The organism is Streptomyces sp. UF-297 (assembly GCF_058245575.1).
The window spans coordinates 1-24,873 of the sequence record NZ_JBSIBZ010000033.1 but is presented as its reverse complement, the minus strand read 5'-3'; the positions used below and the strand labels follow the sequence as shown (position 1 = coordinate 24,873).

The window sequence follows — 24,873 nt, the reverse complement described above, 5'->3', positions numbered from 1 at the left end:
GCTTTGAATGATCTTCGCCGGATCGCGCAGAGACGGCTGAAACTGCTGCTTTCTGCAGTTTTCCGGCGATTACCGCCGGTGAACTTGCACCGCTTTGCGTGCGGAAGGTTTGATGGCCGGTCCATCGCGAGCCGTCAGGCCCCGCGAAGCCTGTAGCGTGCTCTAGCGAAGACCGAGACCTTACCGCTATCACGCGGATCGATTTCGACGGCGAGGACCGATGGCACAGCCGCAGAGCCCCCAGGGCCCGTCCGATCCTGAGGCCACCGGCTCCAATATCCCCGATGCACCGGAGATGTGGGGCAACGGCGGCCTGGTCGGCGACGGCCGCTACCGGCTCACGCACCGGCTCGGCCGCGGTGGCATGGCCGAGGTGTTCGCCGCCGAGGACGTACGCCTGGGGCGCACCGTCGCCGTCAAGCTGCTGCGCGCCGATCTGGCCGAAGACCCGGTGTCCAAGGCCCGGTTCACCCGCGAGGCACAGTCCGTCGCGGGCCTGAACCACCACGCGGTGGTCGCCGTCTACGACTCCGGCGAGGACTACGTGGGCGGCAGCACCGTCCCGTACATCGTCATGGAGCTGGTGGAAGGCCGCACCATTCGCGACCTGCTGCTCAACGCCGAGGCGCCGCCGCCGGACCAGGCGCTGATCATCGTCTCCGGTGTGCTGGAGGCCCTCGCCTACAGCCACCAGCACGGCATCGTGCACCGCGACATCAAGCCCGCCAACGTCATCATCACGCACGGCGGCGCCGTCAAGGTGATGGACTTCGGCATCGCCCGCGCGCTGCACGGCGCGCAGTCGACGATGACGCAGACCGGCATGGTCATGGGCACCCCGCAGTACCTCTCGCCCGAGCAGGCCCTGGGCAAGACCGTGGACACCCGCTCCGACCTGTACGCGACCGGCTGTCTGCTCTACGAACTCCTCGCGCTGCGCCCGCCGTTCACCGGCGAGACCCCGCTGTCGGTGGTCTACCAGCACGTCCAGGACATGCCGGTGCCGCCCTCGGAGGTCTCCGGCGGCTCGGTCCCGCCCGAGCTGGACGGCCTGGTCATGCGCTCGCTGGCCAAGGACCCCGACGACCGCTTCCAGACCGCCGAGGAGATGCGCGGCCTGGTCCAGTACGCCCTGCAGATGCTGCACGAGCAGGGCGGCCACACCGGTACGTGGAACACCGGCCCGGTCGCCGTCCACGAGGGCGCCCACACCCCGGCCATGGGCACGGCGGCCACCACCGCGCTGCCGCACCCCGACCACGGCCAGACCTCCGCCCAGCCGATCCTGCCGCCCGGCATGCGTGACGACGACGGCGGTTACGACGGCGGGCAGCGCTCCGGCAAGGGCGGCCGCGGCAAGATCTGGCTGATCGCCGCGCTCGCGGTGATCGCCATCGCGGTCGGTGTGGCCATCGCCGTGCAGAACACCGGCGGCAAGAAGACCGAGGAACCGGGCACCAAGAGCCCCTCGCCCTCGGTCTCGCAGTCCACCGAGGACAAGACCACCCCGCCGCCCTCGCAGGACCCCACGACCCCGTACACGGAGCCGGGCACCTCCGGCGGCACCAGCGGCCACACCCGCCCCCCGACGCGGACGAACCGGCCCACCACGCCGACGACCCCGCCCACCACTCCGCCGACGACCCCGCCGACGACCCCGCCCACCACTCCGCCGACGACCCCGCCGACCGCCCCGCCCACCAGCGGCAACGGCGGTACCACCGAGGGCGGCAACGGCGACACCAGCGGCACCAGCAGCGGGAACACCAACACCGGTAGCGGCAACGGCGGGAACACCAACACCGGTACCAGCGAGGGCGCCGACCAGAAGAGCTGATCCACCGCCTCACTCCGGCGCGCACCGGCCTGCCCCCAGGGGCGGCCGGTGCGCGCCGTTTCAGCCGGTGAAGGCCGCGCGCACCGCGTCGTACTCGCGCGTCCACCACACCGCGAGCGCGGCGGCGGCCGGGAACTGGGGGTCGGCCCGCCGGTCCCCGAGGCGGTAGTGCCAGGTCAGCATCCAGAAGTCGTTCAGCCGCTCCCACCACACCCGGTGCACGGCGGCGGCCAGTTCGGCGCAGCCGGCCCGCGAGACATGGCGGTAGGCGTCCGCGTAGGCCCGTACCTTGGCCAGGTCCAGCGTCCCCGAGGGCCGTACGAAGAAGATCGCGGCGGCGCGGACGGTCTCCTCGGCGCGCGGCTGGCGGGCCAGCCGGTCCCAGTCCACGATCGCGGCGGGCTCCGAGCCCCGGTAGAGCACGTTCAGCGGGTGGAAGTCGCCGTGCACCCAGCCCGTGGCGGGCTCGGCGCCGGGGGCCGGGCGCCGGTGGGCGTGCCGTGCCAGCAGGGCCCTGCGCTCCAGCAGGCGGTGCTCGGCCAGCTCGTCGAAGCTGTCCCGGGGCCGGGCGGCGCGCGCCCGCGACAGCAGGTCCTCGATGACCTCGAAGGTCTGCGCGGGGTCGGCGCTGGCGTGCTCGGGCGCGGCGGCCTCGCCGAGCGGCGGGGCGGGCGCTATGACCCGCTCCAGGGAGATGTGCACCAGGCCCAGCAGGGCGCCCAGGCGCCGGCACTGGGCGCGGGTGAGCGAGGCCCCGTCCAGGTGGTGCCCCTCGACCCAGGGGTGCAGGGCGTAGCAGCGGCCCTCGATGACGGCGACGGTGCAGCCGTCCGCGTCGGGCAGGGGAGGGGCGACGGGCAGGCCCAGGCCGGCCAGGCGCAGGGTCGCGCGGTGCTGGCGGGCGATGGCGGCGCGGGCGGACTCCTGGGAGGCGTCCAGGTGGTGCTTGAGGAAGAAGTGGCCGCGGGTGGTGGCGAGGCGGTAGCTGTGGTTGAGCAGGCCCTCGGCGACGGGCTCGCACGACAACGGCTCCCCGGCGCCGTCATAGCGGCGCAGCAGGGAGCCGAGGGTGTGTCCGTCGGGCGTCGTCGCCGTCCGGACAGCGGATGAGCGCAGCACCCGCCAGATGTTAGATCACTTGGGTCACACGGAGTGGGCGTATCGGAACACCGGTACGTCGGTGAGGCAGTGCATCTTCACGAACTCCGGGTCGATACGCAGGAATACCGGGTCGAAGGGCACGCCGTCGGCGAGCCGGGGGGTGCGGCCGAAGAGTGCGCGCTCGGCCAGGGTGGGCTCGACGATCCGTGCGGTGCCGGTGAACTGGACCGACCAGGTGTCCTTCTCGCCGCTGTTGACGTTGTCGGCCTCGTAGGCGACCACGCTGCCGTCCAGGGCGTGGTGGTAGCCGTACCCGCGGTGCAGCCGCAGCAGGAGCCGGCCGTCGAGCACCAGATGCCGTGTGACGGTGGTGAAGGGCAGCGCCCGCTGGCTGGCCGACACCCGGCCGTACGGAACGCGGCTCAGCAGCTCGGTGGCACGGTATTCGTCGCAGGGCATAGGTACAGCCTGCCCGCCGGCCTCATCCGAAAGTAGGGGCACCCGCCCTGTGATGTGAGGACGTTGGTCCCGATTACCCCGGCGGGGGCCGCCACCTGCCCTGCCTTGTTCAAGCTTTGTTCAAGATCCGCTCGGCTTCCGCTCGGGAAACCGCGGGATATTTCGGCGTCTTTAGTGTTTCTCCGCCTGCATACGTGCGACATAAGCGGCGGCCTGCGAGCGGCGTTCCATGCCGAGCTTGGAGAGCAGGCTGGAGACGTAATTCTTGATCGTTTTCTCGGCGAGGTGCAGGCGCTCGCCGATGGCGCGGTTGGTCAGGCCCTCGCCGATCAGGTCGAGGATCTTGCGCTCCTGCTCGGTGAGGTTGGCCAGGCGGTCGTCCCCCTTCGCGCTGTTGCCGTCGCGCAGCCGCTCCAGGACGCGGGCGGTGGCCACCGGGTCGAGCAGGGACTTTCCGGCCGCCACGTCCCGTACGGCGGACAGGAGTTCATTGCCGCGGATGGCCTTGAGGACATACCCGGCCGCACCGGCCATGATCGCGTCGAAGAGGGCCTCGTCGTCGGCGAACGAGGTGAGCATCAGGCATTTGATGTCCTCGTTCTGGGAACGGATCTCGCGGCAGACCTCCACACCGCTGCCGTCGGGGAGCCGGACGTCCAGGACGGCGACGTCCGGACGCGTCGCGGGGATCCTGACCAGGGCATCTGCGGCCGTACCCGCTTCGCCGACGACCTCGATGTCTTCCTCGACCGAGAGCATTTCGTGGACGCCCCGCCGGACAACCTCGTGGTCATCGAGCAGGAATACCGTGATTTTTCCGTCTTCGCGCACATCCCCATACTCACATACGAACTCTTCCCGTGCTCCAGGTCACCGATATAACGTGCCGTTGTCCCGGCGGCCTGCGACGCTGTGACCAGGAGTTGTTCCCATCCTTCGCGCTTTTACTTGGAAATCCAAGCAAAATCGCAGGTCAGGGCCGTTTTCGCTTAGGCTCCGGCAGTGGGTACCTTGCACTGAGCAGGCCATGGCCCGGGGCGCTTTGTTCCACCCGGACCGGCCGCGTTCGCACACACCCCGTGCGCCGTATCGGATACCGGGTGAGCCGCAATACGGCCACCGGCGGACCCCGGGGGCCGGACAGACGGAGGAGCAGCACGTGACCGTGGAGAGCACTGCCGCGCGGAAAACAGCCCGCGGTGGCAGCAAGCGCACCGCCGCGAAGAAGACGACGGCGAAGACGGCGAAGACGGCGGACAAGGCAGCCAAGAACGCCCCGGCGCCCGAGGCTTCGGCGGAGCAGGACCAGCTCGTACAGCTGCTGACCCCGGAAGGGAAGCGGGTCGAGCACCCCGAGTACTCCATCGACCTGTCGCCCGAGGAACTGCGCGGTCTGTACCGGGACATGGTGCTGACCCGGAAGTTCGACGCGGAGGCCACCACGCTCCAGCGCCAGGGCGAACTGGGCCTGTGGGCCTCGCTGCTGGGCCAGGAGGCCGCCCAGATCGGCTCGGGCCGCGCGCTGCGCGACGACGACTACGTCTTCCCCACCTACCGCGAGCACGGCGTCGCCTGGTGCCGCGGGGTGGACCCGACGAACCTGCTGGGCATGTTCCGCGGTGTCAACAACGGCGGTTGGGACCCCAACAGCAACAACTTCCACCTGTACACCATCGTCATCGGCTCGCAGACGCTGCACGCGACCGGCTACGCGATGGGCGTGCAGAAGGACGGCGCGGACTCCGCCGTCATCGCCTACTTCGGCGACGGTGCCTCCAGCCAGGGCGATGTTGCCGAGGCCTTCACCTTCTCCGCGGTCTACAACTCCCCCGTGGTCTTCTTCTGCCAGAACAACCAGTGGGCGATCTCCGAGCCCACCGAGCGGCAGACCCGCGTCCCGCTCTACCAGCGCGCCCGCGGCTACGGCTTCCCGGGCGTACGGGTGGACGGCAACGACGTACTGGCGTGCATGGCCGTGACCCGCGCGGCACTTGAGCGGGCCAGGAGCGGCCAGGGCCCGATGCTGGTGGAGGCCTTCACCTACCGCATGGGCGCGCACACCACCTCGGACGACCCCTCCAAGTACCGCAGGGACGAGGAGCGCGAGGAGTGGGAGGCCAAGGACCCCATCGCGCGTCTGAAGGCCTATCTGGAGGCCGAGAACCTCGCCGACCAGGCCTACTTCGACTCCGTCGAGGAGGAGAGCGAGGCGCTGGGCAAGCGGGTGCGCGAGGTCGTGCGGTCCATGCCCGACCCGGACACCATGGCGATCTTCGAGAACATCTACGCCGACGGCCATGCGCTCGTCGACGAGGAGCGCGCGCAATTCGCCGCGTACCAGGCGTCGTTCGCCGACGCCGAGCTTTCCGCGGAGGGGAACTGACCATGGCCGTCCTCGAGAAGATCACCCTCTCCAAGGCGATCAACGCAGCGCTGCGCGACACGATGGAGCACGACCCCAAGGTCCTGGTCATGGGCGAGGACGTGGGCAAGCTCGGCGGTGTCTTCCGCGTCACCGACGGCCTGCAGAAGGACTTCGGCGAGGAGCGGGTCATCGACACCCCGCTCGCGGAGTCCGGCATCGTCGGCACCGCCATCGGCATGGCCCTGCGCGGCTACCGCCCGGTCGTGGAGATCCAGTTCGACGGTTTCGTCTTCCCCGCCTACGACCAGATCGTCACCCAGCTCGCCAAGATGCACGCCCGTGCGCTCGGCAAGATCAAGCTGCCGGTCGTCATCCGTATCCCCTACGGCGGCGCCATCGGCGCGGTCGAGCACCACTCCGAGTCCCCCGAGGCGCTGTTCGCGCACGTCGCGGGCCTCAAGGTGGTCTCGCCCTCCAACTCCTCGGACGCGTACTGGATGCTCAAGCAGGCCATCCAGGGCGACGACCCGGTCATCTACTTCGAGCCCAAGCGCCGCTACCACGACAAGGGCCGGGTGGACACCGAGGCGATCCCCGACCCGCTGCACAGGGCCCGGGTGCTCAGCAGCGGTACGGACCTGACGCTCGCCGCGTACGGCCCGATGGTCAAGGTCTGTCTGGACGTCGCCAAGGTGGCGGCGGAGGAAGGCCGTTCGGTGGAGGTCGTGGACCTGCGCTCGATCTCGCCCATCGACTTCGACACGCTCCAGGCCTCGGTGGAAAAGACCCGCCGCCTGGTCGTCGTCCACGAGGCCCCGGTCTTCCTCGGCTCCGGGTCGGAGATCGCCGCGCGGATCACCGAGCGCTGCTTCTACCACCTGGAGGCCCCGGTGCTGCGGGTCGGCGGCTTCCACGCCCCCTACCCGCCGTCCCGGCTGGAGGACGAGTACCTGCCGGGCCTGGACCGGGTGCTGGATGCCGTCGACCGCGTGCTGGCGTACTGAAGGGTCTGAGGAGAGTCGTGACCATGACTGCAACCGACCAGCGCTTCCGCGAGTTCAAGATGCCGGACGTCGGCGAGGGACTCACCGAGGCCGAGATCCTCAAGTGGTACGTCGCCGAGGGCGACACCGTCACCGACGGCCAGGTCATCTGTGAGGTGGAGACGGCCAAGGCGGCCGTCGAGCTGCCCAGCCCCTTCGACGGTGTGGTGCGCGAGCTGCGCTTCCCCGAGGGCACGACCGTGGACGTCGGCACCGTGATCATCTCGGTGGACACCGACCCCTCGGCGGGCCCGGCGCAGGCCGCCGCGGCGCCGGCCGCGGAGCAGGCCGAGCCCAAGGAGCAGCCGGAGCCGGACGCCGAGCCCGAGGGCCGCCAGGCCGTCCTGGTCGGCTACGGCGCCGCGCCGTCCTCCACCAAGCGCCGCCCGCGCAAGCCCCAGCCCGGCGTCCCGGCCCAGCCGGAGAAGGCCGTCGCCGCGGTCCAGGCCGAGCTCAACGGGCATGCCACGCCCGCCCCTGCGGCCCCCGCCGCGCCGGCTCCTGAGGCGCCCGTCGAGGGCCGTCCGCTGGCCAAGCCCCCGGTCCGCAAGCTCGCCAAGGACCTCGGCATCGACCTGGCCACCGTCACCCCCAGCGGCCCCGACGGGATCATCACCCGCGAGGACGTGCACGCGGCCGCCGCACCGGCGCCCGCGGCGCCCGCCGCCGAGCCGGTGGCGGCCCCCGCGCCCGCTCCCGCCGTCCTGGGCGGGCGCGAGACCCGTATCCCGATCAAGGGCGTACGCAAGGCCACCGCGCAGGCGATGGTGGCCTCGGCCTTCACCGCGCCGCACGTCACGGAGTTCGTCACCGTCGACGTCACCCGCACGATGAAGCTCGTCCAGCAGCTCAAGCAGGACCCCGACATGGCCGGGCTGCGGGTCAACCCCCTCCTGCTGGTCGCCAAGGCCCTGCTGGTCGCCATCAAGCGCAACCCCGAGGTGAACGCGGCCTGGGACGAGGAGAACCAGGAGATCGTCCTCAAGCACTACGTGAACCTGGGCATCGCGGCCGCCACGCCGCGCGGTCTGATCGTCCCCAACATCAAGGACGCGGGCACCAAGACCCTGCCGCAGCTCGCGCAGGAGCTGGGCGACCTGGTCGCCACCGCCCGCGAGGGAAAGACCACCCCGGCGGCGATGGCCGGCGGCACCGTCACCATCACCAACATCGGCGTCTTCGGCATCGACACCGGCACGCCCCTGCTCAACCCCGGCGAGTCCGCCATCCTCGGCTTCGGCGCGATCAAGCTCCAGCCGTGGGTCCACAAGGGCAAGGTCAAGCCCCGCCACGTCACCACCCTGGCGCTCTCCTTCGACCACCGCCTGGTCGACGGCGAACTGGGCTCCAAGGTCCTCGCCGACCTCGCGGCGGTCCTGGAGCACCCGAAGCGGCTGATCACCTGGGCGTAGCCCGCACGAGAGACGAAGGGGCCGCTGCCGGGACGTACCGGCAGCGGCCCCTTCGGGCGTTCATGGGCGCTTGGCCCCCCGCGTCAGCTCTTGATCACGTCCACCACGCGGCTGATGTGCGCCACGGGCCCGGTCGGCGCCTGCTCCGGATGGGCCGCGCCCCGGGTGAAGGACGTACCGGCCCACAGTCCGGCCACGATCAGCGCCACCATGAGAGCGGCTCGGGCGCGGCGGCCGGCGGTCGGCTTGGGCTGCATTGCTTCCAACTCCCCTTGCGTACGGTGTGCGGCGCGTTCGCCTGCCCTTCCATTACGTCATGGAAAACCGCCCGTTCCGTACGCACGAGGTACTGGATCTCACGTCAGACTTAAGTCGGACATCCGCCTCGCGGGTGTCCCTCAGGGCTGACACCCAGCTCCGACCGCGCGCTCTTGCCCGCCGCCCCGGCTCACGGACCGTCACCCGCCCGCACGATCCGTACCCGAAAGAGGCCCCGCGAGCCCGGCCTTCGCAGCCTCCCGCCCGCCGTGACGTGACCGACTGCCCGGCCCCCGCATTCACCCCGCGCGCCCCGCCGCCTACCCTTCACCACGTGACCCGGAACGCCAACACCAGTACCCAAGAGCCCCTGGAGTCCGTCGCCTGGCTGCACGTCCGTGACGGCCGGCTGCTCAGCGTCCGCACCCGCGGGCGGGACGTCTTCTACCTCCCCGGCGGCAAGTACGAGCCCGGCGAGAGCGCCCCCGAGGCCCTCTCGCGCGAACTCGGCGAGGAACTCGGCCTGTTGATACCGGCGGCCGAGCTGCGCGAGGCCTTCGTCATCCACGACACCGCCCACGGCCAGGGCGACCGCCCGCTGCACATGACCTGCTTCACCGGCGGCCCCCAGGACATCGCCCCCGCCCCCGGCCGCGAGATCGCCGAGTACGCCTGGCTGGACCGCACCGACGTGGACCGCTGCGCGCCGGCCTACCGCAAGGTCATCGCCCGCCTCGCCGCCGAGGGCAGGATGGCCGCCTGACGGTGAAGGGCGGACCGCCTCCGAGGGGGCGGGTGGCCCCGGATAGGCTGCGGTCTTTGTTGATCGCAGGTCCGGGCCGGGGGTCCGGTGGATGGGGAGAAAACGGGGCATGGGTTTCATGAAGAAGCGCGGCAGTCTGGTCAGCGCGGCGACGGCCGCTGTGTTCGTCGGCGGGATGGTGCTGGGTACGGCGTCCCCGGCCAGCGCGAAGGCCAACGACTACGCCTGCGGCAACTGGAAGTCCAGCGCGCACAAGTGGAGCGCCAGCTGCATCGTGTGGAGCGGCAAGGCGCGCGCCACCACCGAGTGCTACCGCTACAAGGGCAAGAAGCTCTACTCGAAGAACGGTGCCTGGGTCGGCCGTGGCTCCTGGGGCTTCGGTGGCGACTGCGGCAAGGACAAGCTGGTGTCCTCCGGCACCGAGTGGAAGCGCTGACGCTCGGCAACAGGGCGCATGCAGTAAGCAGTGCGCATGCCCGGACTGACGTGTGCCGAGGTTCCCGGTCCCGGGGGCCTCGGCACTCTGCTTTTCGGCGGCAGACCGGCCCCGCCCACATCGTGGGACGTCATGGTGCACGCATACCTGTTGTATCTATGCTGTGCGCATGCCTTCCGCTCCCGCCTCACCGGCGCCTGCGCCCCCAGCGGCCCCCGCGGCCGCTCCCGCCAAACAGCCGCCCGCCGCCGAGCGGGTCTACGCCTACGTCAAGCAGGCCGTGCTGGAGCGCCACTACGAGGGCGGCATGCTGCTCACCGAGGGCGAGCTGGCCGAGGCGGTCGGGGTCTCGCGCACGCCCGTACGCGAAGCGCTGCTGCGGCTGGAGGTCGAAGGGCTGATCCGGCTCTACCCCAAGAAGGGCGCGCTGGTCCTGCCGGTGTCCGCGCAGGAGATCGCCGACGTGGTGGAGACGCGGCTGCTGGTGGAGGAGCACGCGGCCCGCAAGGCCGTACCCGCGGGCGACTCGCTGATCGCCGAGCTGGAGGAGCAGCTGGCGCGGATGAAGGAGCTGGCGAAGGCCGGTGACCTGGCCGCCGTCTCGGTCGCGGACCGCTGCTTCCACGCGGCCATCGTGCGCAGCGCCGGCAACCAGATCCTGGACCGGCTCTACGAGCAGCTGCGCGACCGGCAGTTGAGGATGGGCGTGGCGGTCATGCACGCGCACCCGGACCGGATCGCCAAGAACATCGTCGAGCACGGCGAGATCCTCGACGCCTTGCGCGCCGGGGACGCCGAGGCGGCGACGGCGGCGGTGCACCGGCATGTCAGCTGGGTGCGCAACCTCGCGCAGGGGGACGTGCGATGAGCACCTCGGAAAGCGCCTCCCCCGCCCTGCCCGGCGATCCGCCCGGCGGCCGCAGAGCGGTCGCCGTGTGGAGCATCGGCGTCGCCGTCTACTTCGTCGCGATCACCTACCGTACGAGCCTGGGCGTGGCGGGCCTGGACGCCGCCGAGCGCTTCCACATCAACGCCTCGGCCCTGTCGACCTTCTCCATCCTCCAGCTGCTGGTGTACGCGGGGATGCAGATACCCGTCGGCCTGCTGGTCGACCGGCTCGGCACGAAAAAGGTGCTGATCCTGGGCGTGGTGCTCTACACCCTGGGCCAGTTGGGCTTCGCGTTCTCCTCCTCGTACGGCATGGCGCTGGGCTCGCGCGCGCTGCTGGGCTGCGGGGACGCGATGACGTTCATCAGCGTGCTGCGGCTGGGCGCGCGCTGGTTCCCGGCCCGCCGCGGGCCGCTGATCGCGCAGATCGCCGCCCTGGTGGGCATGGCGGGCAACCTCGTCTCCACCCTCCTGCTGGCCCGGCTGCTGCACTCGGTGGGCTGGACACCGGCGTTCGCGGGCAGCGCGGCGGCGGGCGTCGTGGTCCTCGCGCTGGTGCTGCTCTTCCTCAAGGACCACCCCAAGGGGCATGAGCCCGCCCCGGAGCGGGAGCGGCCCGGCGGCGGCGCGTTCGTACGCCGTCAGATAGCCGACGCCTGGCGCGAGCCGGGCACCCGGCTGGGGATGTGGGTGCACTTCACGACCCAGTTCCCGGCGATGGTCTTCCTGCTGCTGTGGGGGCTGCCCTTCCTGGTGGAGGCCCAGGGCCTGACGCGGGGCGCCGCGGGCGAGCTGCTCACCCTGGTCGTGCTCTCCAACATGCTGGTGGGCCTGGTCTTCGGGCAGGTCATCGCCCGCCACCACGCGGCCCGCGCGCCGCTCGCGCTGGGCACCGTCGGCGCCACGGCGCTGGTGTGGGCCGCCACCGTGGCCTGGCCCTCCCAGCACGCGCCGCTGTGGCTGCTGATCGTGCTGTGCGCCGTGCTCGGCGCCTGCGGCCCGGCATCCATGATCGGCTTCGACTTCGCCCGCCCCGCCAACCCGCCCGAGCGCCAGGGCACCGCCTCCGGCATCGTCAACATGGGCGGCTTCACCGCCTCGATGACCACGCTCCTGGCCATCGGCATCCTCCTGGACGCCACCGGCGACAACTACCGCATCGCCTTCGCCTCGGTCTTCGTCCTGGAAGCCCTCGGCCTGAGCCAGATCCTGCGCCTGCGCCACCGCGCCGTCCGCCGCGAGCGCGAACGCGTCTCGGCCAGCCGCGTGGAGGCGGTCCACGTACCCGCCTGAGAGCCCGCCGGGCCGCGCGCTACGGCGTGACCGCGAAGTGCTTGAGGATGGCATCGGCCAGGGAGCGGTCGCCGTCGACCTTGACCTGTTCGGCGACGGCGGCGGGGCGGGCCCGGCCGGCCGCCAGGCGCACATAGGTCTCCCAGTCCATGGAGAGGGTGACCTGCGGGCCGAGCGAGACGCTGCCGTCGACCGTGCCCCGGCCCTGTGCGTCCACCCGGACCGTACGCATGAACTCCACCGGGCCGCTCACATCGATGACGACGGCCGAATCGGCGGGCGCGCCCGCGTCCTTGGCCACGACCTTGGGCAGCGCCCACAGGAAGATGTCGCGGGTGATGTGGGCGCCGGGGGATTCGAGGTTGCCCGGCGCGCCCAGGGCGCGGCGCAGGTCCTGCTCGTGCAGCCAGACGTCGAAGACCCGTACCCGCAGGGCCTTTTCCAGGCTCTGCTCGCCGAGCGGGGTGCGGATGACGGCGTCCGGTTCGCGGGTCTCGTTGCGCAGTTGGCGGGAGCGGCGGATGACGGTGTATTCGAGTTCGGAGGTCATCTCCGGCGCGGTGTGGTGCCGCCGGACGTCGACCGGGACCTCCATGTAGCGGGCGAACTCGCTCTGGACGTGGTAAAGGTCGCGCGGCAGGGTGTGGATGGGGCGGGGGTCGCCGAGCATTTCGCACTCGATGCCGATGATGTGCGAGACCACATCGCGCACCGACCAACCGGGAAGGTCCGTCGGCCTGTTCCACTCCCCCTCGACGAGCGGTGTGACCAGCTCGGATATCGCTTCGATGGAGTGCGTCCAGGCGTCGATGGAGGGCTGAAGGCTGGGATGGACGGTCACGGGACCCCTCGGACGGTTCGTACGCGGGCTGCTTGTCTGTGCAGTTAAGTTACGCTGCGCACGGGCACCTGGGCAGTGCTTTCGGGTGACCATCGTGGGCAGTTTCTTGACGACGCTTTGAAGACAGACGGCCTCGAAAGCTTAGGCGGTGGTACTGTGCGCGCTTCGCTGATCCAGATCCGTGTAGACCCTCAGGAATCGGTCAAAGCACGGCGGGAGCGCGTGAGTTCGATGGTGCGGGACCAGTCAGCCAGTGATCTGGTGGTCCTGCCCGAACTGTGGCCGGTGGGCGCCTTCGCCTTCGACTCCTTCGCGGCGGAGGCGGAGCCGCTGCGCGGGCCGACGTACGAGGCGATGTCGGCGGCCGCGCGCGACGCGGGGGTCTGGCTGCACGCCGGCTCCGTCGTCGAGCGCGCGAAGTCCCCCGAGGGCGCCGACGCCCTCTACAACACCTCGCTGGTCTTCTCCCCCGAGGGCGAGCTGGCCGCCACGTACCGCAAGATCCACCGCTTCGGCTTCGACAAGGGCGAGGCGGTGCTGATGGGCGCGGGGGAGCGGCCCGTGACGGCGGACCTGCCCGGTCTGACGCTCGGCCTGGCCACCTGCTACGACCTGCGCTTCCCCGAGCTCTTCCGGCAACTGCTGGACCTCGGCGCCGAGGCCCTGGTGATCCCGGCCGGCTGGCCCGCCCGGCGCCGCGCACACTGGTCCCTGCTGGCCCGCGCCCGCGCGGTGGAGAACCAGTGCTACGTCCTGGCCTGCGGCACCGCCGGCACCCACGCAGACGTGGAACAGGCGGGCCACAGCGCCGTCATCGACCCCTGGGGCGAGGTCCTCGCCGAGGCCGGCCCCCACGAGCAGGTGCTGACCGCCGACCTCGACCCCGCCAGGGTCGCCAAGACCCGCACCGACTTCCCGGTCCTACGCGACCGCCTCCTGGGCCTCGCCACCCCCTAGGCCTCCGCCGCCCCGGCGCGGCCGCGACCTTCCGGGCCGGTCGTTCGCCTGCGGGCACGTCGTGGCCGTTCGCGCCCACGCGGCGGAGCCGCATCTCGCCACAGCCCCGCGCCCCTTTGGGGCGCGGTCGCGCCTTTTTGGCGAAGCCAATCGTTCCCCGCCGCAACGGCGAGACGTCCGACACCGCTTTCCGGTGGTGCCGCACCGTGCCCGGCTTCGGCGCAGCCGTCCGTGCCCCGCGCAGCGTGACGTCCGCCCCAGGGTGAGGGCCCTCTCTCACCCTGATGGGCTTCGGCGCTCGCGAGTGCTCCCGCCCGGTGTTCTGATGATCGAAAAGCTCATCACTGTGTGCAGTCGTGCACGCACGAGCGGTAATCATCCGGATATGCAGGGCGTGGTGCGCCCGAGGAGGCACCCAATGACGGACACCGGACATCGTCGGCGACGGGCCGCGGGAATCAGATCCCGCCTCGCCGCTCCGCTGGGCCTCGCCACAGCCGTGGCGCTGGGCATGTCCCTCGCGGTTCCGCAGCCGGCCATGGCAGATGTCATCGCGGAGGAGGCCTTCGACCAGGCCACTCTGAAGAACCCCAACGACTGGTACAGCAACAACGAGGGGCCCGACGACCCCACCGGCTGGGCCTGTCTGACCGCGGCCGCCAAGCCCGAGGGCGCCCTGCAGGCGTGCAAGGGCACCAAGGGACGGCCCATCGACAAGCCCGGTGACGGCTCGCTGCGCCTGACCGACGCCCAGACCTGGCAGAACGGCTTCATCCTGGCCAAGAAGGCGTTCCCGTCGGGCGCCGGTCTGCGGTTCACCATCGGCGTCTCGTCCTACGGCTCCAAGACGGTCGAGACCCCCGCCGACGGCATCAGCCTCTTCCTGCTGGACGGCTCCAAGCCCATGCCGACCAAGCCCGGTACCTACGGCGGCGGCCTCGGCTACACCAACATCGCGGGCGGCTACCTCGGTATCGGACTGGACGAGTACGGCAACTTCTCCACCAACGCCTTCGGCGCGGGCGGTACCAAGGAGCGCAACCCCAACTCGGTCGCCGTGCGCGGCGCTTCCGAGGTGGGCAACCCGCTCGTCGACGTCAACAAGCTCCCCAAGGGACAGCGCATCAGCGTCCCGGAGTCCCAGAACTGGAAGGACGCCGAGCGCACGGTCCGTATCGACCTGTCCCCCGCGGGCACCATGAAGGTCGACATCGACTTCAAGGACAAGAAGGGCTTCGTCAACGTCGTCAAGCCCTTCCACCTGCTCGACGTCAAGGGCCAGCCGCCCGTACCCAAGACGCTGCGCATCGGCATCGCGGCCAGCACCGGCACCAAGACCAACATCCACGAGGTCTTCAACGGCAAGCTGGAGACCCTGGAGCCGAAGCTGAGCACCAAGGTCACCCCGGAGGGGCCGGTCACCGCCGGCAAGGAAGCCACCTTCAAGATGGTGACCCACAACGACAAGCTCGCCGGCCCCACTCACAAGGAAGTCGTCACCGAGCAGGTCTTCCCCGAGGGCGTCACCCCGGTGTCGGCCTCCGGCGACGGCTGGAAGTGCACGGTCGAGGGCCAGAAGGTCACCTGCAAGCGGCCCGGCACGGGCGCGGACGCGCTCCAGCCGGACAAGGACTACCCGCCGGTGACCGTCAAGACCAAGGTCGACCCGAAGGCCGACGGCCCCAAGACGGTCACCTCCAAGGTCGAGACCCCGGGCGGTGAGAACCAGCCGCCCACGCAGAACAAGTTCGAGGTCACCCCGGCCAAGGGCCCGCAGATCGTCGTCAAGACCTCGCCCACCGGCCCGGTCGAGGCGGGCAAGGGCGCCGGATACCGCATCGACGTCTCCAACAAGCCGGAGGCCGGACCGACCGACGACGAGGTCGTGGTCAAGCGGACCTTCGACAAGGGCATCGTGCCGATCAGCGCGGTCGGTGACGGCTGGGGCTGCAAGATCGACGGCCAGACCGTGACCTGCAAGCGTCCCGGCACCGGCGCGGACGTCCTCAACCCCGGCAAGAGCTACCCGCCGATCAACATCGGCACCAAGGTGGACGAGAAGGCCACCGGTGACAAGGGCGGTACCACCGAGGTGACCACGGGCGACAAGAAGACCGGCCCGGTCAAGGACTCCACCAAGGTCAAGCCGGCCCCGGTCAAGGACCCCAACGTCTCCGTCCAGGTCAAGCCGAAGGGCGATGTGATCTCCGGCAAGCCCGCCGAGTTCGAGATCAAGGTCGGCAACGACAAGGACGCGGGCCCCACCCGCGGCCCGATCAAGGTCGAGCGGACCTTCCCCGACGGCATCGTGCCCAAGGCGGCGGACGGCGACGGGTGGAAGTGCTCCATCAGCGGCCAGAAGGTCACCTGCACCCGCAACGACGTTCTCCAGCCGGGCAAGGAGTTCCCGCCCATCAACGTCAAGACCGCGGTGGACAAGAACACTGTCGGCCCCAAGGACGGCACCACGTCGGTGAGCACCGAGGGCGACCCGGACAGCGGCGCCAAGGTGACCGACACCGTCATCGTCAAGAAGGACCCGAACCAGGACATCTCCTGCGGTGGCTGGATCGCCGTCCCGGGAGCCAGCGGCTCGGACAAGTGCAAGAGGTGACCTGCGGGTCGAGGTGACTCACCCCAGGTGACCGCATAGGCGAGGCCCCCGGGAGCAGCCGCTCCCGGGGGCAGCGTATGTCTGCGTACGTCTGCGGGCGCCCGCCTCAGTGGTCGCGCCGGTCCAGCACGTCCACCACGTACGCGACCGGCTTGTGCGGCGGCGCCGCCACCCCGCCCTTGGTCATCTTGAACGCCGGGTCCAGGTCGGCCGGCACCGTCATCAGCACCCGGCTGCCCACCCGTTGGCCCTTGAGCGCCTCGTACCAGCCGGGCAGCAGCGCCCCCTTGCGCAGGACGAAGCCGTTGGGCCCGCTGCGCCGGTAGGTCGAGCTGAAGGGGGCGCTCTTGCCCCACTCCACGCCCGTGTACTGCACCACGAAGGTGTCGCCGTCGCGTACCGCCTCCCCCTTGCCCGCGACCAGCGTCCGCGTCTCCGGCTTCCTGGGCGCCGGGCCCCAGGCGGCGAGCACCGGCTCCTGCCCGGGCCGCACCGTCACCGACGGCGCGGTGTTCTTGCGGCCCGCGGAGTCCTGGGCGGCCCCGGGGTCCGAACTCCCCTCCGGCACCTGCTGCTTGGGGTCGTAGCCGCCGATCACGTCGAAGACCAGCACCATGTGGTCGCTCGGCCTGACCTGGGCGGGCGCCATGCCGAAGGGCCCGAAGCCGTGGGTGGCCGGGGTCACCAGCAGCACCCGGCTGCCCGCCTTGCGGTTCAGCAGCGCCTGGTCCCAGGTGCGCGAGACGTGCTGGCCGTCCAGCGCGGCGGTGGTGGGCTGTTCGAGGCGGTAGGTGTCCAACAGCGGCTTGTTCTGCTCCCACACCCGCATGTCCACGTTGGTGACGACGACCTGCCCCGGCCGGGTCAGCGGCCCGTCGCCCTCCTTGAGGACCTTCATCCGCGCCTGCTGGGGCGGCGGCTGGGAGGGGATGACGATGTCGGGGCGCTGCCCGAAGGCGCCTGTTACCTGCGGGATGTTCTTGGGCTCAGGGGACGAGCAGCCGACGGTCGCGAGCGCGAGCGCGGCCAGGGCCGTGAAGGCGCCGCGCAGGGTGTGGCGGTGGGGGAAGAACAGGGCGGGGCGGCGGGAAGAGGGGGGCACCGGCGGTTCTCCTTGGGGGACGGGGATCCGGTGATCCAGCGTCGCCCCGGGGGCCGCCCGCCCGGCGGACCACCCGCGAAAAGCCGGGCTCCGTACGCTCGTACGGCGTACGGAGCCCGGCGACTCCCGATGGCGGGGAACCTGTGGCGGTTACGCCCCTCAGCAGGCCTTGCCGGCGGAGGAGAGCGTGCGCTCCATGGCCCCGGCGACCTTGGCCGGCGGCGCGAACGGGGCGCAGAAGCGGTCGCGCGGCGTGGCCGCCCGCTTCGAGGCGCCCGTGGCGGCCTGCTTCGGCGCGAACTGGTCGGTGCGCGCCCGGTCGCGGATGACGGCGGCGTGGGCGATCGTCACATCCGCGACGTCGGTGCCCAGCACGCTGGCGTGGATGCCGTTGACGTACCCGCTGGCCGCCTTGGGGTCGTACTTGTAGTGCTTGTCCGGGCCGAGCGTCGGGTTGCCCTTGATGTCCGTGGTCACCTGCTCGTTGGTGGTGGCGGTGGCCAGCTGGGGCTTGCTGTAGTCGTTGGGGATGCGCAGGCCCAGGTTGACGGCCCACAGCGGCGGGATGTCGATGATGCGCGCGCCGGCGACGGAGATGTAGCCGCGGGCCGCGCCGCCGGTGAAGGCGACGGGCTTGCCGGGCCGGCCCCAGGCCGAGACGGTGATGCCCTCGACGTGCACGCCCAGCGGGGAGAGCTGGGTGCCGCCGGTGGGGTTGGCGATGAAGGGGATGCCGACGTCGACGGAGGCGCCGCCCGCGTCCGCGTACACCTGGCCGCGCACCGGTACGTCGGTGCCGCCGGCCGTCGAGGACGGGTGGCCGTGGCCGATCGCGCGGCTGTAGAGGGCCGAGGCCCGCCCGATGCCGACTCCGACGGGGGCGAGGTCGATCAGCTTGGTGCCGCCCGCGTGCATCTTGGGTGCCTTGGGCATGGTCGGGTAGTGCGACTCGAACAGGGCGGTGTCGACGACCCCGCCCAGGCCCTTGACCCGGGCCACCCAGGCATCGGCCTGGAGGCAGTCGTCGGTCTTGACGACGGTGCCCCAGTCGTCGGTGACGCCGACGGGGACGGTCGCCTCGGCGGGCATCGCGGCGGTCGTGATCGCCGTCAGGGCGAGGCCCGCCGTGAGCAGAGCGCGGGTACCGGAAGTGCGCCAGGGGGCCATGGCCACCCTCTCTTTCCATTCGTACGGGGATGCCGGAAGCGGCCAGAGGTTCGACCACTCCTAGTTAGAGACTCGCTACGTAGGGCGATGGGCGCACGCCGGGGCGGCCATCCGTGGTCGCCCCGGAGCGTGCGGCGCTCAGTCCCGCGGACCCGGCGCGCGCAGCACGGCGGCGTGACCGATCGTCACATCCGCTGCCTCGGGCGCGAGTACGGAGACATGGGCGGCGTTCACATAGCCGCCCAGCGCCTTCTTGTCGGGCGCGAACAGGCCATCACTCCCGGTAGTGGGGTGTCCCTGGCCGTCGGTGGTGATCTGCTCGTTGAGCGTCACCATCAGCTGCGGCGGCTTCAGGGGGTCGGGCGGGAAGCGGAAGCCGTGGTTGACCGGCGTGGAGCCCGTGAAGGAGTACGCCTTCTTGCCGTAGGAGGACAGATAGCCGCCCGCCACCGACGAGGTCAGCGCGACGGGCTTGCCGGGCCGGGCGACCGCGGTGGCGACGGCGTCCTTGAACAGCAGCCCGAACGGCGAGCGCTGGATGCCGCCCTCGGGCCCCGCGGCATAGGGCAGGCCGAGCTCCAGCTCGCCGACCCTGGCCTGGGCCACGATCTCGCCGTCCTCGGCGATGGTCCGGTTGCGCACGTCCTTGATGTGCCCGAAGGAGCGCCCATCGGAGCGCAGCTCCTCGGCCTGCAGCGGCGCGCCGGACAGTGTGCGGGGCGCGTCGGGAGTGGCGGGGTGGTGCACCTCGCCGAGCCGGACGTCCGTCCTGCCCGCCAGGCCCAGCAGGCGCACCGTCCAGGCGTTGGCCTGCACGGCCTCGCTCGTGGAGACGACCGTGCCCCAGTTGAGGGTGGAGGAGTTCCGCGGCGGGGGCTCGGCGGCGGCGGGGACGGCGCCCGCCATCACCAGGGCGGCGGCCAGCGGCGCCAGCTGTGTACGTACCGGCATGTCAGCGCCTTTCCCGACCGGTGTCGACGGTTCTCTTCTTCGGATCGAATCGGTTCTTCTTCGGATCGGGCTGGTCGGGGTCGGGGAAGAAGGACTTCCAGACCCCCTCGGCGATCGCCACGGCGCCGTGGACCATGACGTCCGCCGCGTTCACGAACGGTTTGACGATGTCCCAGGGCTGGTCGGTCGGCGGGCCCTTGGGCGCTCCGTTCTCGTCCGTCTCGATGCCGGTGGGCGGTGGGAAGGGCGGCGGTTCGGCCGGGGCCGCGGCCGCCTGTGCCGCGGGCCCGAGCAGCAGCGCGCCGGTCAGAGCGGCACAGGCGGCCAGCCCTCGGGCGCGCCGTGCGGTGCTGCTCCCGGTCGGAGGGTGGGGGAGGGGGTGCGGCATGGTGTGCCTCTTCGCTGTTCTCGCAAAGGCTTCGCGTACACGGGCCGATCGCGCGGCGACGACCCGGCTGCCGCACGCCAAGTGGCCTGCGGCAGCCAGGTCTTCAGCGGTGCCCTGCGGCTCAGCTGTCGTCCTCGTCGAAGGCCGGGAGCTTGCCCCACAACGGGGCTCCGCCCGACGTCTGGCCCTTGATCCAGGTCTGGTCCTGCGGGAACTGCGGCATCGGCTTCTTGGCGTCCTGCTCCGCCTTCTTGCCGCTGATGATGTCCTGGACGAAGCCGGGCAGCTTCGGCAGCTTCGGCGCCAGGCTGTCCGTCTTCTTCGGGTCCCGGATCACGGCCGCGTGCCAGACCGTGGCGTCGGCGACCTCGGGGCCCAGCACGCTGACGTGGATGCCGTTGACGTAGCCGCTGGTGGCCTTCGGGTCGTACAGGTAGTGCTTGGTCTTCGGGTCCAGCGTCGGCCGGCCCTGCTGGTCCGTGGTCACCTGCTCATTGGTGGTGACCAGCGCGAAGGGAGCGACACTCTGGTCGGCGGGGATACGGGCACCGAGGTTGACCGCCCACAGCGGCGGGATGTCGATGATCTTGTGCCCGAACGAGGAGATGTAGCCGCGGGCCGCGCCGCCGTCGAACTTCACGGCCTTGCCCGGCTGGGAGACCGCGGTGACCCGGCAGGCGTCCACGTGCACACCGATCGGGGACAGCTGGGTGCCGCCCTTGCGGTTGCCGACGTAGGGCAGGCCGACGTCCACCGAGGCGCCGCCCGCGTCCGCGTACGCCACGCCCGGCGCCGGGACCTTCTCCTTGCCGGACACCGACTGCGGTACGGCGTTGCGGAAGGCGCGCGAGGCCAGCGCCGAGCCCTTGCCGATGCCGAGGCCGCCGGGCGCCAGGTCGATCAGACCGGCGCCGCCCGCCTGGGTCTTCGGCCCCTGCGGCGTCGCCGGGTCGGCCGCCTCGAAGAGCCTGGCGTCGACCACCCCGCCCAGGCCGCGCAGCCGCGCCTGCCAGGCATTGGCCTGCAGGCCGTCCTCCGTCTTGACGACGGTGCCCCACTCCACCGCGCGGTCGTCCAGCGGACCGGCGGCGGCCGAGGCGGACGACGCCGTACCGGCGACAGCGGCGCCGAGGGCGAGACCGAACGCCGCGGCGGCCCGCGGTCCAGTGGTGCGCCAGATTCCCTTCCGGGTCATGGCCACCCACTCCTTTCGTGCGAGTGAGATGCACACCCGGCGATCGGGATGCATCGCAGTGGCCGGAACTCGGCCACTCTCCGTCATCGGAACACCGCACTGGGTGACACGCATGCCGGGGGCGACCGTACGGGCGGCTCAGTCCTCCCCGCGCTCCCGCTCGGCCAGCCGGATCACACACACCGCCACCGCGATCAGCAGCGACGGATCGGCGTCCTCCCGTACGACATTGACCCCATAGGTGTCGCGCACCGTCAGCCACCGCCGCGAGATCTCGGCCAGCAGTTCCCCGTCGTACTCGACGGCGAATTCCCGGTCCAGGATCTTTCCGCTGACATCCAGCTCGGTGCCGTCCACCAGCTCCACGCGATAGTGATTGCGCAACAGCGACAGCCGCTTGCGCCGAATCGTCGCCAGCGGCGCGTCATCGCGCTCGATCGTCATCGTGTCCCGCAGCGCCAGCACCTTCTTGCGGATGGTCACCACCACCCGCCCCTGCGGATCCTTCAGCTCGAAGGTCTCCCGCAGCCGCAGCGCCTTCCCGTCGACGAGATACGCGCGCCGCCCCCGCTCGTCCTCGATCCAGTAGTCGTCCCCGATCCCGAAGATCCGATCCCGCACCAGATATTTCATGACAAAGAAGTTCCCCACCGCCCCATCGGAATGCCCCGGCACCGGAGTGACGTTGAATGGGGGCATGGCTTCACGTGCGCGCGTCCGGGCCCCCGAGCTGGTCGGCAAAGGCGGCTGGCTCAACACCGGCGAAAAGAACCTGACCCTCACCGACCTGCGAGGGCGCATCGTCATCCTCGACTTCTGGACGTTCTGCTGCATCAACTGCCTGCACGTCCTGGACGAGCTGCGCGAGCTGGAGGAACGCCACCGCGACACCGTCGTGATCATCGGCGTGCACTCCCCGAAGTTCGTCCACGAGGCCGAGCACCAGTCCGTCGTCGACGCCGTCGAGCGCTACGGCGTCGAGCACCCCGTCCTGGACGACCCCGAGCTGGCCACCTGGAAGCAGTACGCGGTCCGCGCCTGGCCCACCCTCGTCGTCATCGACCCCGAGGGCTACGTCGTCGCCCAGCACGCCGGTGAAGGCCACGCCCACGCCATCGAGAAGCTGGTCCAGGAGCTGGAGGCCGAGCACGGGGCCAAGGGCACGCTGCGCCGCGGTGACGGCCCCTACGTACCCCCCGAGCCGATCGCCACCGACCTGCGCTTTCCCGGCAAGGCCCTGCGCCTGCCCACCGGCACGTTCCTGGTCTCCGACACCACCCGCCACCAGCTCGTGGAGCTGGCCGAGGACGGCGAGCGGGTGCTGCGCCGCATCGGCACCGGCGACCGCGGCCTGACCGACGGCCCCGCCGGCCGAGCCGCCTTCAACGAGCCGCAGGGACTGGCCCTGCTGCCCGACGACACCGTCGTCGTCGCCGACACCGTCAACCACGCCCTGCGCGCCTTCGACCCCGCCACCGGCGAGGTCACCACCCTCGCCGGCACCGGCCGCCAGTGGTGGCAGGGCAGCCCCGCCTCTGGCCCCGCCCGCGAGGTGGACCTCTCCTCGCCCTGGGACGTGGCCTGCTTCGACGGCGCCGTGTGGATCGCGATGGCGGGCGTCCACCAGCTGTGGACCTACGACCCGCGGACGAACACCGTGGCCGCCGCCGCGGGAACGACCAACGAGGGCCTGGTGGACGGCCCCGCCGCCGAGGCCTGGTTCGCCCAGCCCTCCGGCCTGGCAGCCACCCCCGACCGCCTGTGGATCGCCGACTCCGAGACCAGCGCCCTGCGCTGGATCGACCGCGACCGCCAGGTGCACACCGCCGTCGGCACCGGCCTGTTCGACTTCGGGCACCGCGACGGAGCGGCCCGACAGGCCCTGCTCCAGCACCCGTTGGGCGTCACCGCCCTCCCGGACGGCTCCGTGGCCGTCAGCGACACCTACAACCACGCCCTGCGCCGCTTCGACCCCGCCACCGGCCAGGTCACCACCCTCGCCACCGACCTGCGCGAGCCCTCCGCCGCCGTACTGGCCGGGGAGGACATCGTCGTCGTGGAGTCGGCCCGGCACCGGCTGACCCGTCTGCGGCTGCCCGAGGAGGCCGTACGCGTCGAGTCCGTCGCCCACCGCACCCAGCGCGCCGCCACCGAAGTGGCCCCCGGCACCCTGCAGTTGGACGTCGTCTTCCAGGCCCCGGCCGGCCAGAAGCTGGACGAGCGCTACGGCCCCTCCACCCGCCTCCTGGTCAGCTCCACCCCGCCCGAACTGCTCGCCGCGGGGTCCGGCGCCGATACGGCCCTGTCCCGCGAACTGACCCTGGCCGAGGGCGTCACCGAAGGCGTCCTGCACGTCTCCGCGATGGCGGCGTCCTGCGACGACGACCCCGCCGTCGAGTACCCCGCCTGCCACGTCCACCAGCAGGACTGGGGCGTACCGGTCCGCGTCACCGACGACGGCACCTCCCGCCTGGCCCTGGTCCTGGCCGGACTGGACGCCTGAGCCGTCAACCGCCCCGGGCGGGCAGCCACTTCACCGGTGGGCCGCCTCAGTCGTCGTAGTGCATCCGGTGGGTCTCCTCGACCACCGGTGCCGCGGGCCGCGGCGGCTGCATCCGCCGCCGTTTGAAGATGCTCACGTACGCGGCGATGCCGATCACGCCGACGGCCATGAGGATCAGGCCGACCAGGTGCACATTGACGCCGGGCAGCTGCCAGTCCACCGCGAAGGTGAGGATGGCCCCCACCGCGAGCAGACCGATGCACCATCCCATGCCCATGGTTCCTGCCTCCCTCGACTGTGTGTGCCGGAACGCTTCACGGACGCGTACCCGCGCCCCCGCACACCAATCAGTCCGGGCTCACCACCGCACGGCGTCCGCGACGTCGCCCTGCCAGTACGAGACCCACGCCGAGGCGTCCACGTACGCCGAGCCGCCCGGCAGCGGCACCGCGCGCGCCGCCTGGCCCGCGGCGGGCGCGACGCGCAGCGAGCGGACGGTGGCGCCGCGGGGGCCACCGTCCGCTCGCGAGGTCATGACCACCGCGTACCCGGTCCCTCCGGCCGCGAGCCGGACCACCGACTGCGGCCTGCTGTCCTCGTACGCGGCCAACGGCGCACCGCCGAACCGCACCTCGGGGTGCCCGCGCAGCTCGCAGGCGGCGCCGGAGGTGTTCACGGCCTTGAGCAGCAGGTGATCGACGGGCCGGGCCAGGCGCTCGGCGACGACGCGGACCTGGTCGGGGCCGCAGGCCGTGACCTTCTCGCGGCCCTTTGCGCCGCCGTCGCGCTCACCGTCGTGCCCGCCGGACAGCGCCTGCTCGGCGTGGCCGCCCTCCGCCCGGTGCCCCTCCGCGGCCCGCGGCGTCACCGTCCCCGCCGTCCCGCCTCGCCCGCCCTGCGCGGGCTGTTCCGCCGTCGGTGACCCGAGTACCCCTTGCGAGATCCGCGGGTTGAACGGCTTGCTCGCACTCGTCTGCAGTGCCTCGCTGCGCGATCCGCACGCGGTGAGGGTGCTCAGGACGACCACGGTGGCCACGGCGGTGGCGGCGGTGACGGCAAGGCGCGGCATATCGGGTCTCCCCCGTTCGTACGGTCGACGGCCGGAGGTCACCCGGTCCGTACCACCAGACCCTGCCGTGCCCTGCTGACGCCCTGCTAACGCCTCACTAACGCGGTGGCGGGCCGTCGCCCTGTTGTTCCGCCTTCGGCGGGGGTGTGGAGTGTTTCGGGTGGTCGCCTGAGGTTTCGTCGTGGGGTCGGGGCCGCCCCGGGGGGTGTCTCCTCGGTCGGCGCGTGCACC

At 71.4% G+C, this 24,873-nt stretch carries 24 protein-coding genes; 11 read left to right on the top strand and 13 right to left on the bottom strand.

Annotation, left to right across the window (positions count from 1 at the left end):
• Positions 1 to 220: 220 nt before the first annotated feature.
• Positions 221 to 1,837 carry a protein kinase domain-containing protein gene (locus AC4IJH_RS20140; protein ID WP_490853165.1) on the top strand — a complete coding sequence of 539 codons (1,617 nt, stop codon included), beginning with the start codon at positions 221 to 223 and terminating at the stop codon, positions 1,835 to 1,837.
• A 60-nt stretch (positions 1,838 to 1,897) separates the two neighbouring features.
• On the opposite strand, the gene AC4IJH_RS20135 is transcribed toward AC4IJH_RS20140, so the two are convergent.
• The 3 genes from AC4IJH_RS20135 to AC4IJH_RS20125 all read right to left on the bottom strand — a co-directional run bounded on the left by AC4IJH_RS20135 (position 1,898) and on the right by AC4IJH_RS20125 (position 4,228).
• The gene (locus AC4IJH_RS20135; RefSeq protein WP_490853164.1) at positions 1,898 to 2,956 is read right to left on the bottom strand and encodes a phosphotransferase; all 1,059 of its coding nucleotides are present in this window, start codon (positions 2,954 to 2,956) and stop codon (positions 1,898 to 1,900) included.
• A 24-nt stretch (positions 2,957 to 2,980) separates the two neighbouring features.
• Positions 2,981 to 3,397, bottom strand: coding sequence for a pyridoxamine 5'-phosphate oxidase family protein (locus AC4IJH_RS20130; protein ID WP_490853163.1), 417 nt, complete (start codon positions 3,395 to 3,397; stop codon positions 2,981 to 2,983).
• 171 nt (positions 3,398 to 3,568) lie between these two features.
• On the bottom strand, positions 3,569 to 4,228 hold the full coding sequence (locus tag AC4IJH_RS20125) for a response regulator (RefSeq protein WP_490853162.1): 660 nt from the start codon (positions 4,226 to 4,228) through the stop codon (positions 3,569 to 3,571).
• 328 nt (positions 4,229 to 4,556) lie between these two features.
• On the opposite strand from AC4IJH_RS20125, the gene pdhA reads away from it, so the two are divergent.
• The 3 genes from pdhA to AC4IJH_RS20110 are packed head-to-tail and all read left to right on the top strand — an operon-like array spanning position 4,557 to position 8,217.
• Complete coding sequence (pdhA, locus tag AC4IJH_RS20120) at positions 4,557 to 5,780, top strand: pyruvate dehydrogenase (acetyl-transferring) E1 component subunit alpha (RefSeq protein ID WP_490853161.1); 1,224 nt, start codon at positions 4,557 to 4,559, stop codon at positions 5,778 to 5,780.
• Positions 5,781 to 5,782: 2 nt separating this feature from the next.
• Positions 5,783 to 6,766, top strand: coding sequence for an alpha-ketoacid dehydrogenase subunit beta (locus tag AC4IJH_RS20115; protein WP_490853160.1), 984 nt, complete (start codon positions 5,783 to 5,785; stop codon positions 6,764 to 6,766).
• 23 nt (positions 6,767 to 6,789) lie between these two features.
• Positions 6,790 to 8,217 (top strand): dihydrolipoamide acetyltransferase family protein, encoded by a 1,428-nt coding sequence (locus AC4IJH_RS20110; protein WP_490853159.1) that lies wholly within the window; start codon positions 6,790 to 6,792, stop codon positions 8,215 to 8,217.
• 83 nt (positions 8,218 to 8,300) lie between these two features.
• On the opposite strand, the gene AC4IJH_RS20105 is transcribed toward AC4IJH_RS20110, so the two are convergent.
• Entirely contained in the window at positions 8,301 to 8,474 is a 174-nt protein-coding gene (locus tag AC4IJH_RS20105) for a hypothetical protein (RefSeq protein ID WP_490853158.1), read from the bottom strand.
• Positions 8,475 to 8,809: 335 nt separating this feature from the next.
• Here AC4IJH_RS20105 and AC4IJH_RS20100 point away from each other — a divergent pair, with 335 nt between their 5' ends.
• From AC4IJH_RS20100 to AC4IJH_RS20085, 4 genes are all read left to right on the top strand, one after another.
• Positions 8,810 to 9,238, top strand: a complete 429-nt coding sequence (locus AC4IJH_RS20100; protein WP_490853157.1) for an NUDIX hydrolase — start codon at positions 8,810 to 8,812, stop codon at positions 9,236 to 9,238.
• A 109-nt stretch (positions 9,239 to 9,347) separates the two neighbouring features.
• Positions 9,348 to 9,674 carry a hypothetical protein gene (locus tag AC4IJH_RS20095; RefSeq protein ID WP_490853156.1) on the top strand — a complete coding sequence of 109 codons (327 nt, stop codon included), beginning with the start codon at positions 9,348 to 9,350 and terminating at the stop codon, positions 9,672 to 9,674.
• A 169-nt stretch (positions 9,675 to 9,843) separates the two neighbouring features.
• Positions 9,844 to 10,542 (top strand): GntR family transcriptional regulator, encoded by a 699-nt coding sequence (locus tag AC4IJH_RS20090; protein WP_490853155.1) that lies wholly within the window; start codon positions 9,844 to 9,846, stop codon positions 10,540 to 10,542.
• The gene (locus tag AC4IJH_RS20085; protein WP_490853154.1) at positions 10,539 to 11,855 is read left to right on the top strand and encodes an MFS transporter; all 1,317 of its coding nucleotides are present in this window, start codon (positions 10,539 to 10,541) and stop codon (positions 11,853 to 11,855) included. The genes AC4IJH_RS20090 and AC4IJH_RS20085 overlap by 4 nt, the downstream gene beginning before the upstream one ends.
• A gap of 19 nt (positions 11,856 to 11,874) precedes the next feature.
• On the opposite strand, the gene AC4IJH_RS20080 is transcribed toward AC4IJH_RS20085, so the two are convergent.
• A complete protein-coding gene (locus AC4IJH_RS20080; protein ID WP_490853153.1) occupies positions 11,875 to 12,696 on the bottom strand; it encodes a maleylpyruvate isomerase family mycothiol-dependent enzyme in 822 nt (273 codons plus the stop codon).
• Positions 12,697 to 12,852: 156 nt separating this feature from the next.
• On the opposite strand from AC4IJH_RS20080, the gene AC4IJH_RS20075 reads away from it, so the two are divergent.
• A complete protein-coding gene (locus AC4IJH_RS20075) occupies positions 12,853 to 13,653 on the top strand; it encodes a carbon-nitrogen family hydrolase (protein ID WP_490853152.1) in 801 nt (266 codons plus the stop codon).
• A gap of 418 nt (positions 13,654 to 14,071) precedes the next feature.
• Positions 14,072 to 16,267, top strand: coding sequence for a hypothetical protein (locus AC4IJH_RS20070; protein WP_490853151.1), 2,196 nt, complete (start codon positions 14,072 to 14,074; stop codon positions 16,265 to 16,267).
• Between the two features lie 106 nt (positions 16,268 to 16,373).
• Here AC4IJH_RS20070 and AC4IJH_RS20065 read toward each other — a convergent pair whose 3' ends face one another.
• The 6 genes from AC4IJH_RS20065 to AC4IJH_RS20040 all read right to left on the bottom strand — a co-directional run bounded on the left by AC4IJH_RS20065 (position 16,374) and on the right by AC4IJH_RS20040 (position 21,703).
• Positions 16,374 to 17,369 (bottom strand): FKBP-type peptidyl-prolyl cis-trans isomerase, encoded by a 996-nt coding sequence (locus AC4IJH_RS20065; RefSeq protein WP_490853150.1) that lies wholly within the window; start codon positions 17,367 to 17,369, stop codon positions 16,374 to 16,376.
• A gap of 159 nt (positions 17,370 to 17,528) precedes the next feature.
• A complete protein-coding gene (locus AC4IJH_RS20060; protein WP_490853149.1) occupies positions 17,529 to 18,542 on the bottom strand; it encodes a hypothetical protein in 1,014 nt (337 codons plus the stop codon).
• 132 nt (positions 18,543 to 18,674) lie between these two features.
• Positions 18,675 to 19,487, bottom strand: coding sequence for a hypothetical protein (locus tag AC4IJH_RS20055; RefSeq protein ID WP_490853148.1), 813 nt, complete (start codon positions 19,485 to 19,487; stop codon positions 18,675 to 18,677).
• 1 nt (position 19,488) lies between these two features.
• The gene (locus tag AC4IJH_RS20050) at positions 19,489 to 19,875 is read right to left on the bottom strand and encodes a hypothetical protein (protein ID WP_490853147.1); all 387 of its coding nucleotides are present in this window, start codon (positions 19,873 to 19,875) and stop codon (positions 19,489 to 19,491) included.
• 121 nt (positions 19,876 to 19,996) lie between these two features.
• Positions 19,997 to 21,070 (bottom strand): hypothetical protein, encoded by a 1,074-nt coding sequence (locus AC4IJH_RS20045; protein WP_490853146.1) that lies wholly within the window; start codon positions 21,068 to 21,070, stop codon positions 19,997 to 19,999.
• A gap of 138 nt (positions 21,071 to 21,208) precedes the next feature.
• Entirely contained in the window at positions 21,209 to 21,703 is a 495-nt protein-coding gene (locus tag AC4IJH_RS20040; RefSeq protein WP_490853145.1) for an LURP-one-related/scramblase family protein, read from the bottom strand.
• A gap of 64 nt (positions 21,704 to 21,767) precedes the next feature.
• Here AC4IJH_RS20040 and AC4IJH_RS20035 point away from each other — a divergent pair, with 64 nt between their 5' ends.
• Positions 21,768 to 23,573, top strand: coding sequence for an NHL domain-containing thioredoxin family protein (locus AC4IJH_RS20035; protein ID WP_490853144.1), 1,806 nt, complete (start codon positions 21,768 to 21,770; stop codon positions 23,571 to 23,573).
• Positions 23,574 to 23,619: 46 nt separating this feature from the next.
• Here AC4IJH_RS20035 and AC4IJH_RS20030 read toward each other — a convergent pair whose 3' ends face one another.
• Together AC4IJH_RS20030 and AC4IJH_RS20025 are read right to left on the bottom strand one after the other, a co-directional pair.
• Positions 23,620 to 23,850, bottom strand: a complete 231-nt coding sequence (locus AC4IJH_RS20030; protein WP_490853143.1) for a DUF6458 family protein — start codon at positions 23,848 to 23,850, stop codon at positions 23,620 to 23,622.
• Positions 23,851 to 23,931: 81 nt separating this feature from the next.
• A complete protein-coding gene (locus AC4IJH_RS20025) occupies positions 23,932 to 24,642 on the bottom strand; it encodes a DUF4232 domain-containing protein (RefSeq protein WP_490853142.1) in 711 nt (236 codons plus the stop codon).
• Positions 24,643 to 24,873 lie beyond the last annotated feature (231 nt).

What these genes read in the sequence shown, in the direction of transcription:
- AC4IJH_RS20105 (WP_490853158.1), bottom strand. Translation starts at nt 8,474, where the DNA reads ATGCAGCCCAAGCCGACCGCCGGCCGCCGCGCCCGAGCCGCTCTCATG.
- AC4IJH_RS20115 (WP_490853160.1), top strand. Translation starts at nt 5,783, where the DNA reads ATGGCCGTCCTCGAGAAGATCACCCTCTCCAAGGCGATCAACGCAGCG.
- AC4IJH_RS20045 (WP_490853146.1), bottom strand. Translation starts at nt 21,070, where the DNA reads ATGACCCGGAAGGGAATCTGGCGCACCACTGGACCGCGGGCCGCCGCG.
- AC4IJH_RS20055 (WP_490853148.1), bottom strand. Translation starts at nt 19,487, where the DNA reads ATGCCGGTACGTACACAGCTGGCGCCGCTGGCCGCCGCCCTGGTGATG.
- AC4IJH_RS20130 (WP_490853163.1), bottom strand. Translation starts at nt 3,397, where the DNA reads ATGCCCTGCGACGAATACCGTGCCACCGAGCTGCTGAGCCGCGTTCCG.
- AC4IJH_RS20070 (WP_490853151.1), top strand. Translation starts at nt 14,072, where the DNA reads ATGACGGACACCGGACATCGTCGGCGACGGGCCGCGGGAATCAGATCC.
- AC4IJH_RS20035 (WP_490853144.1), top strand. Translation starts at nt 21,768, where the DNA reads ATGGCTTCACGTGCGCGCGTCCGGGCCCCCGAGCTGGTCGGCAAAGGC.
- AC4IJH_RS20040 (WP_490853145.1), bottom strand. Translation starts at nt 21,703, where the DNA reads ATGAAATATCTGGTGCGGGATCGGATCTTCGGGATCGGGGACGACTAC.
- AC4IJH_RS20025 (WP_490853142.1), bottom strand. Translation starts at nt 24,642, where the DNA reads ATGCCGCGCCTTGCCGTCACCGCCGCCACCGCCGTGGCCACCGTGGTC.
- AC4IJH_RS20090 (WP_490853155.1), top strand. Translation starts at nt 9,844, where the DNA reads ATGCCTTCCGCTCCCGCCTCACCGGCGCCTGCGCCCCCAGCGGCCCCC.
- AC4IJH_RS20140 (WP_490853165.1), top strand. Translation starts at nt 221, where the DNA reads ATGGCACAGCCGCAGAGCCCCCAGGGCCCGTCCGATCCTGAGGCCACC.
- AC4IJH_RS20110 (WP_490853159.1), top strand. Translation starts at nt 6,790, where the DNA reads ATGACTGCAACCGACCAGCGCTTCCGCGAGTTCAAGATGCCGGACGTC.
- AC4IJH_RS20095 (WP_490853156.1), top strand. Translation starts at nt 9,348, where the DNA reads ATGGGTTTCATGAAGAAGCGCGGCAGTCTGGTCAGCGCGGCGACGGCC.
- AC4IJH_RS20050 (WP_490853147.1), bottom strand. Translation starts at nt 19,875, where the DNA reads ATGCCGCACCCCCTCCCCCACCCTCCGACCGGGAGCAGCACCGCACGG.
- AC4IJH_RS20085 (WP_490853154.1), top strand. Translation starts at nt 10,539, where the DNA reads ATGAGCACCTCGGAAAGCGCCTCCCCCGCCCTGCCCGGCGATCCGCCC.
- AC4IJH_RS20030 (WP_490853143.1), bottom strand. Translation starts at nt 23,850, where the DNA reads ATGGGCATGGGATGGTGCATCGGTCTGCTCGCGGTGGGGGCCATCCTC.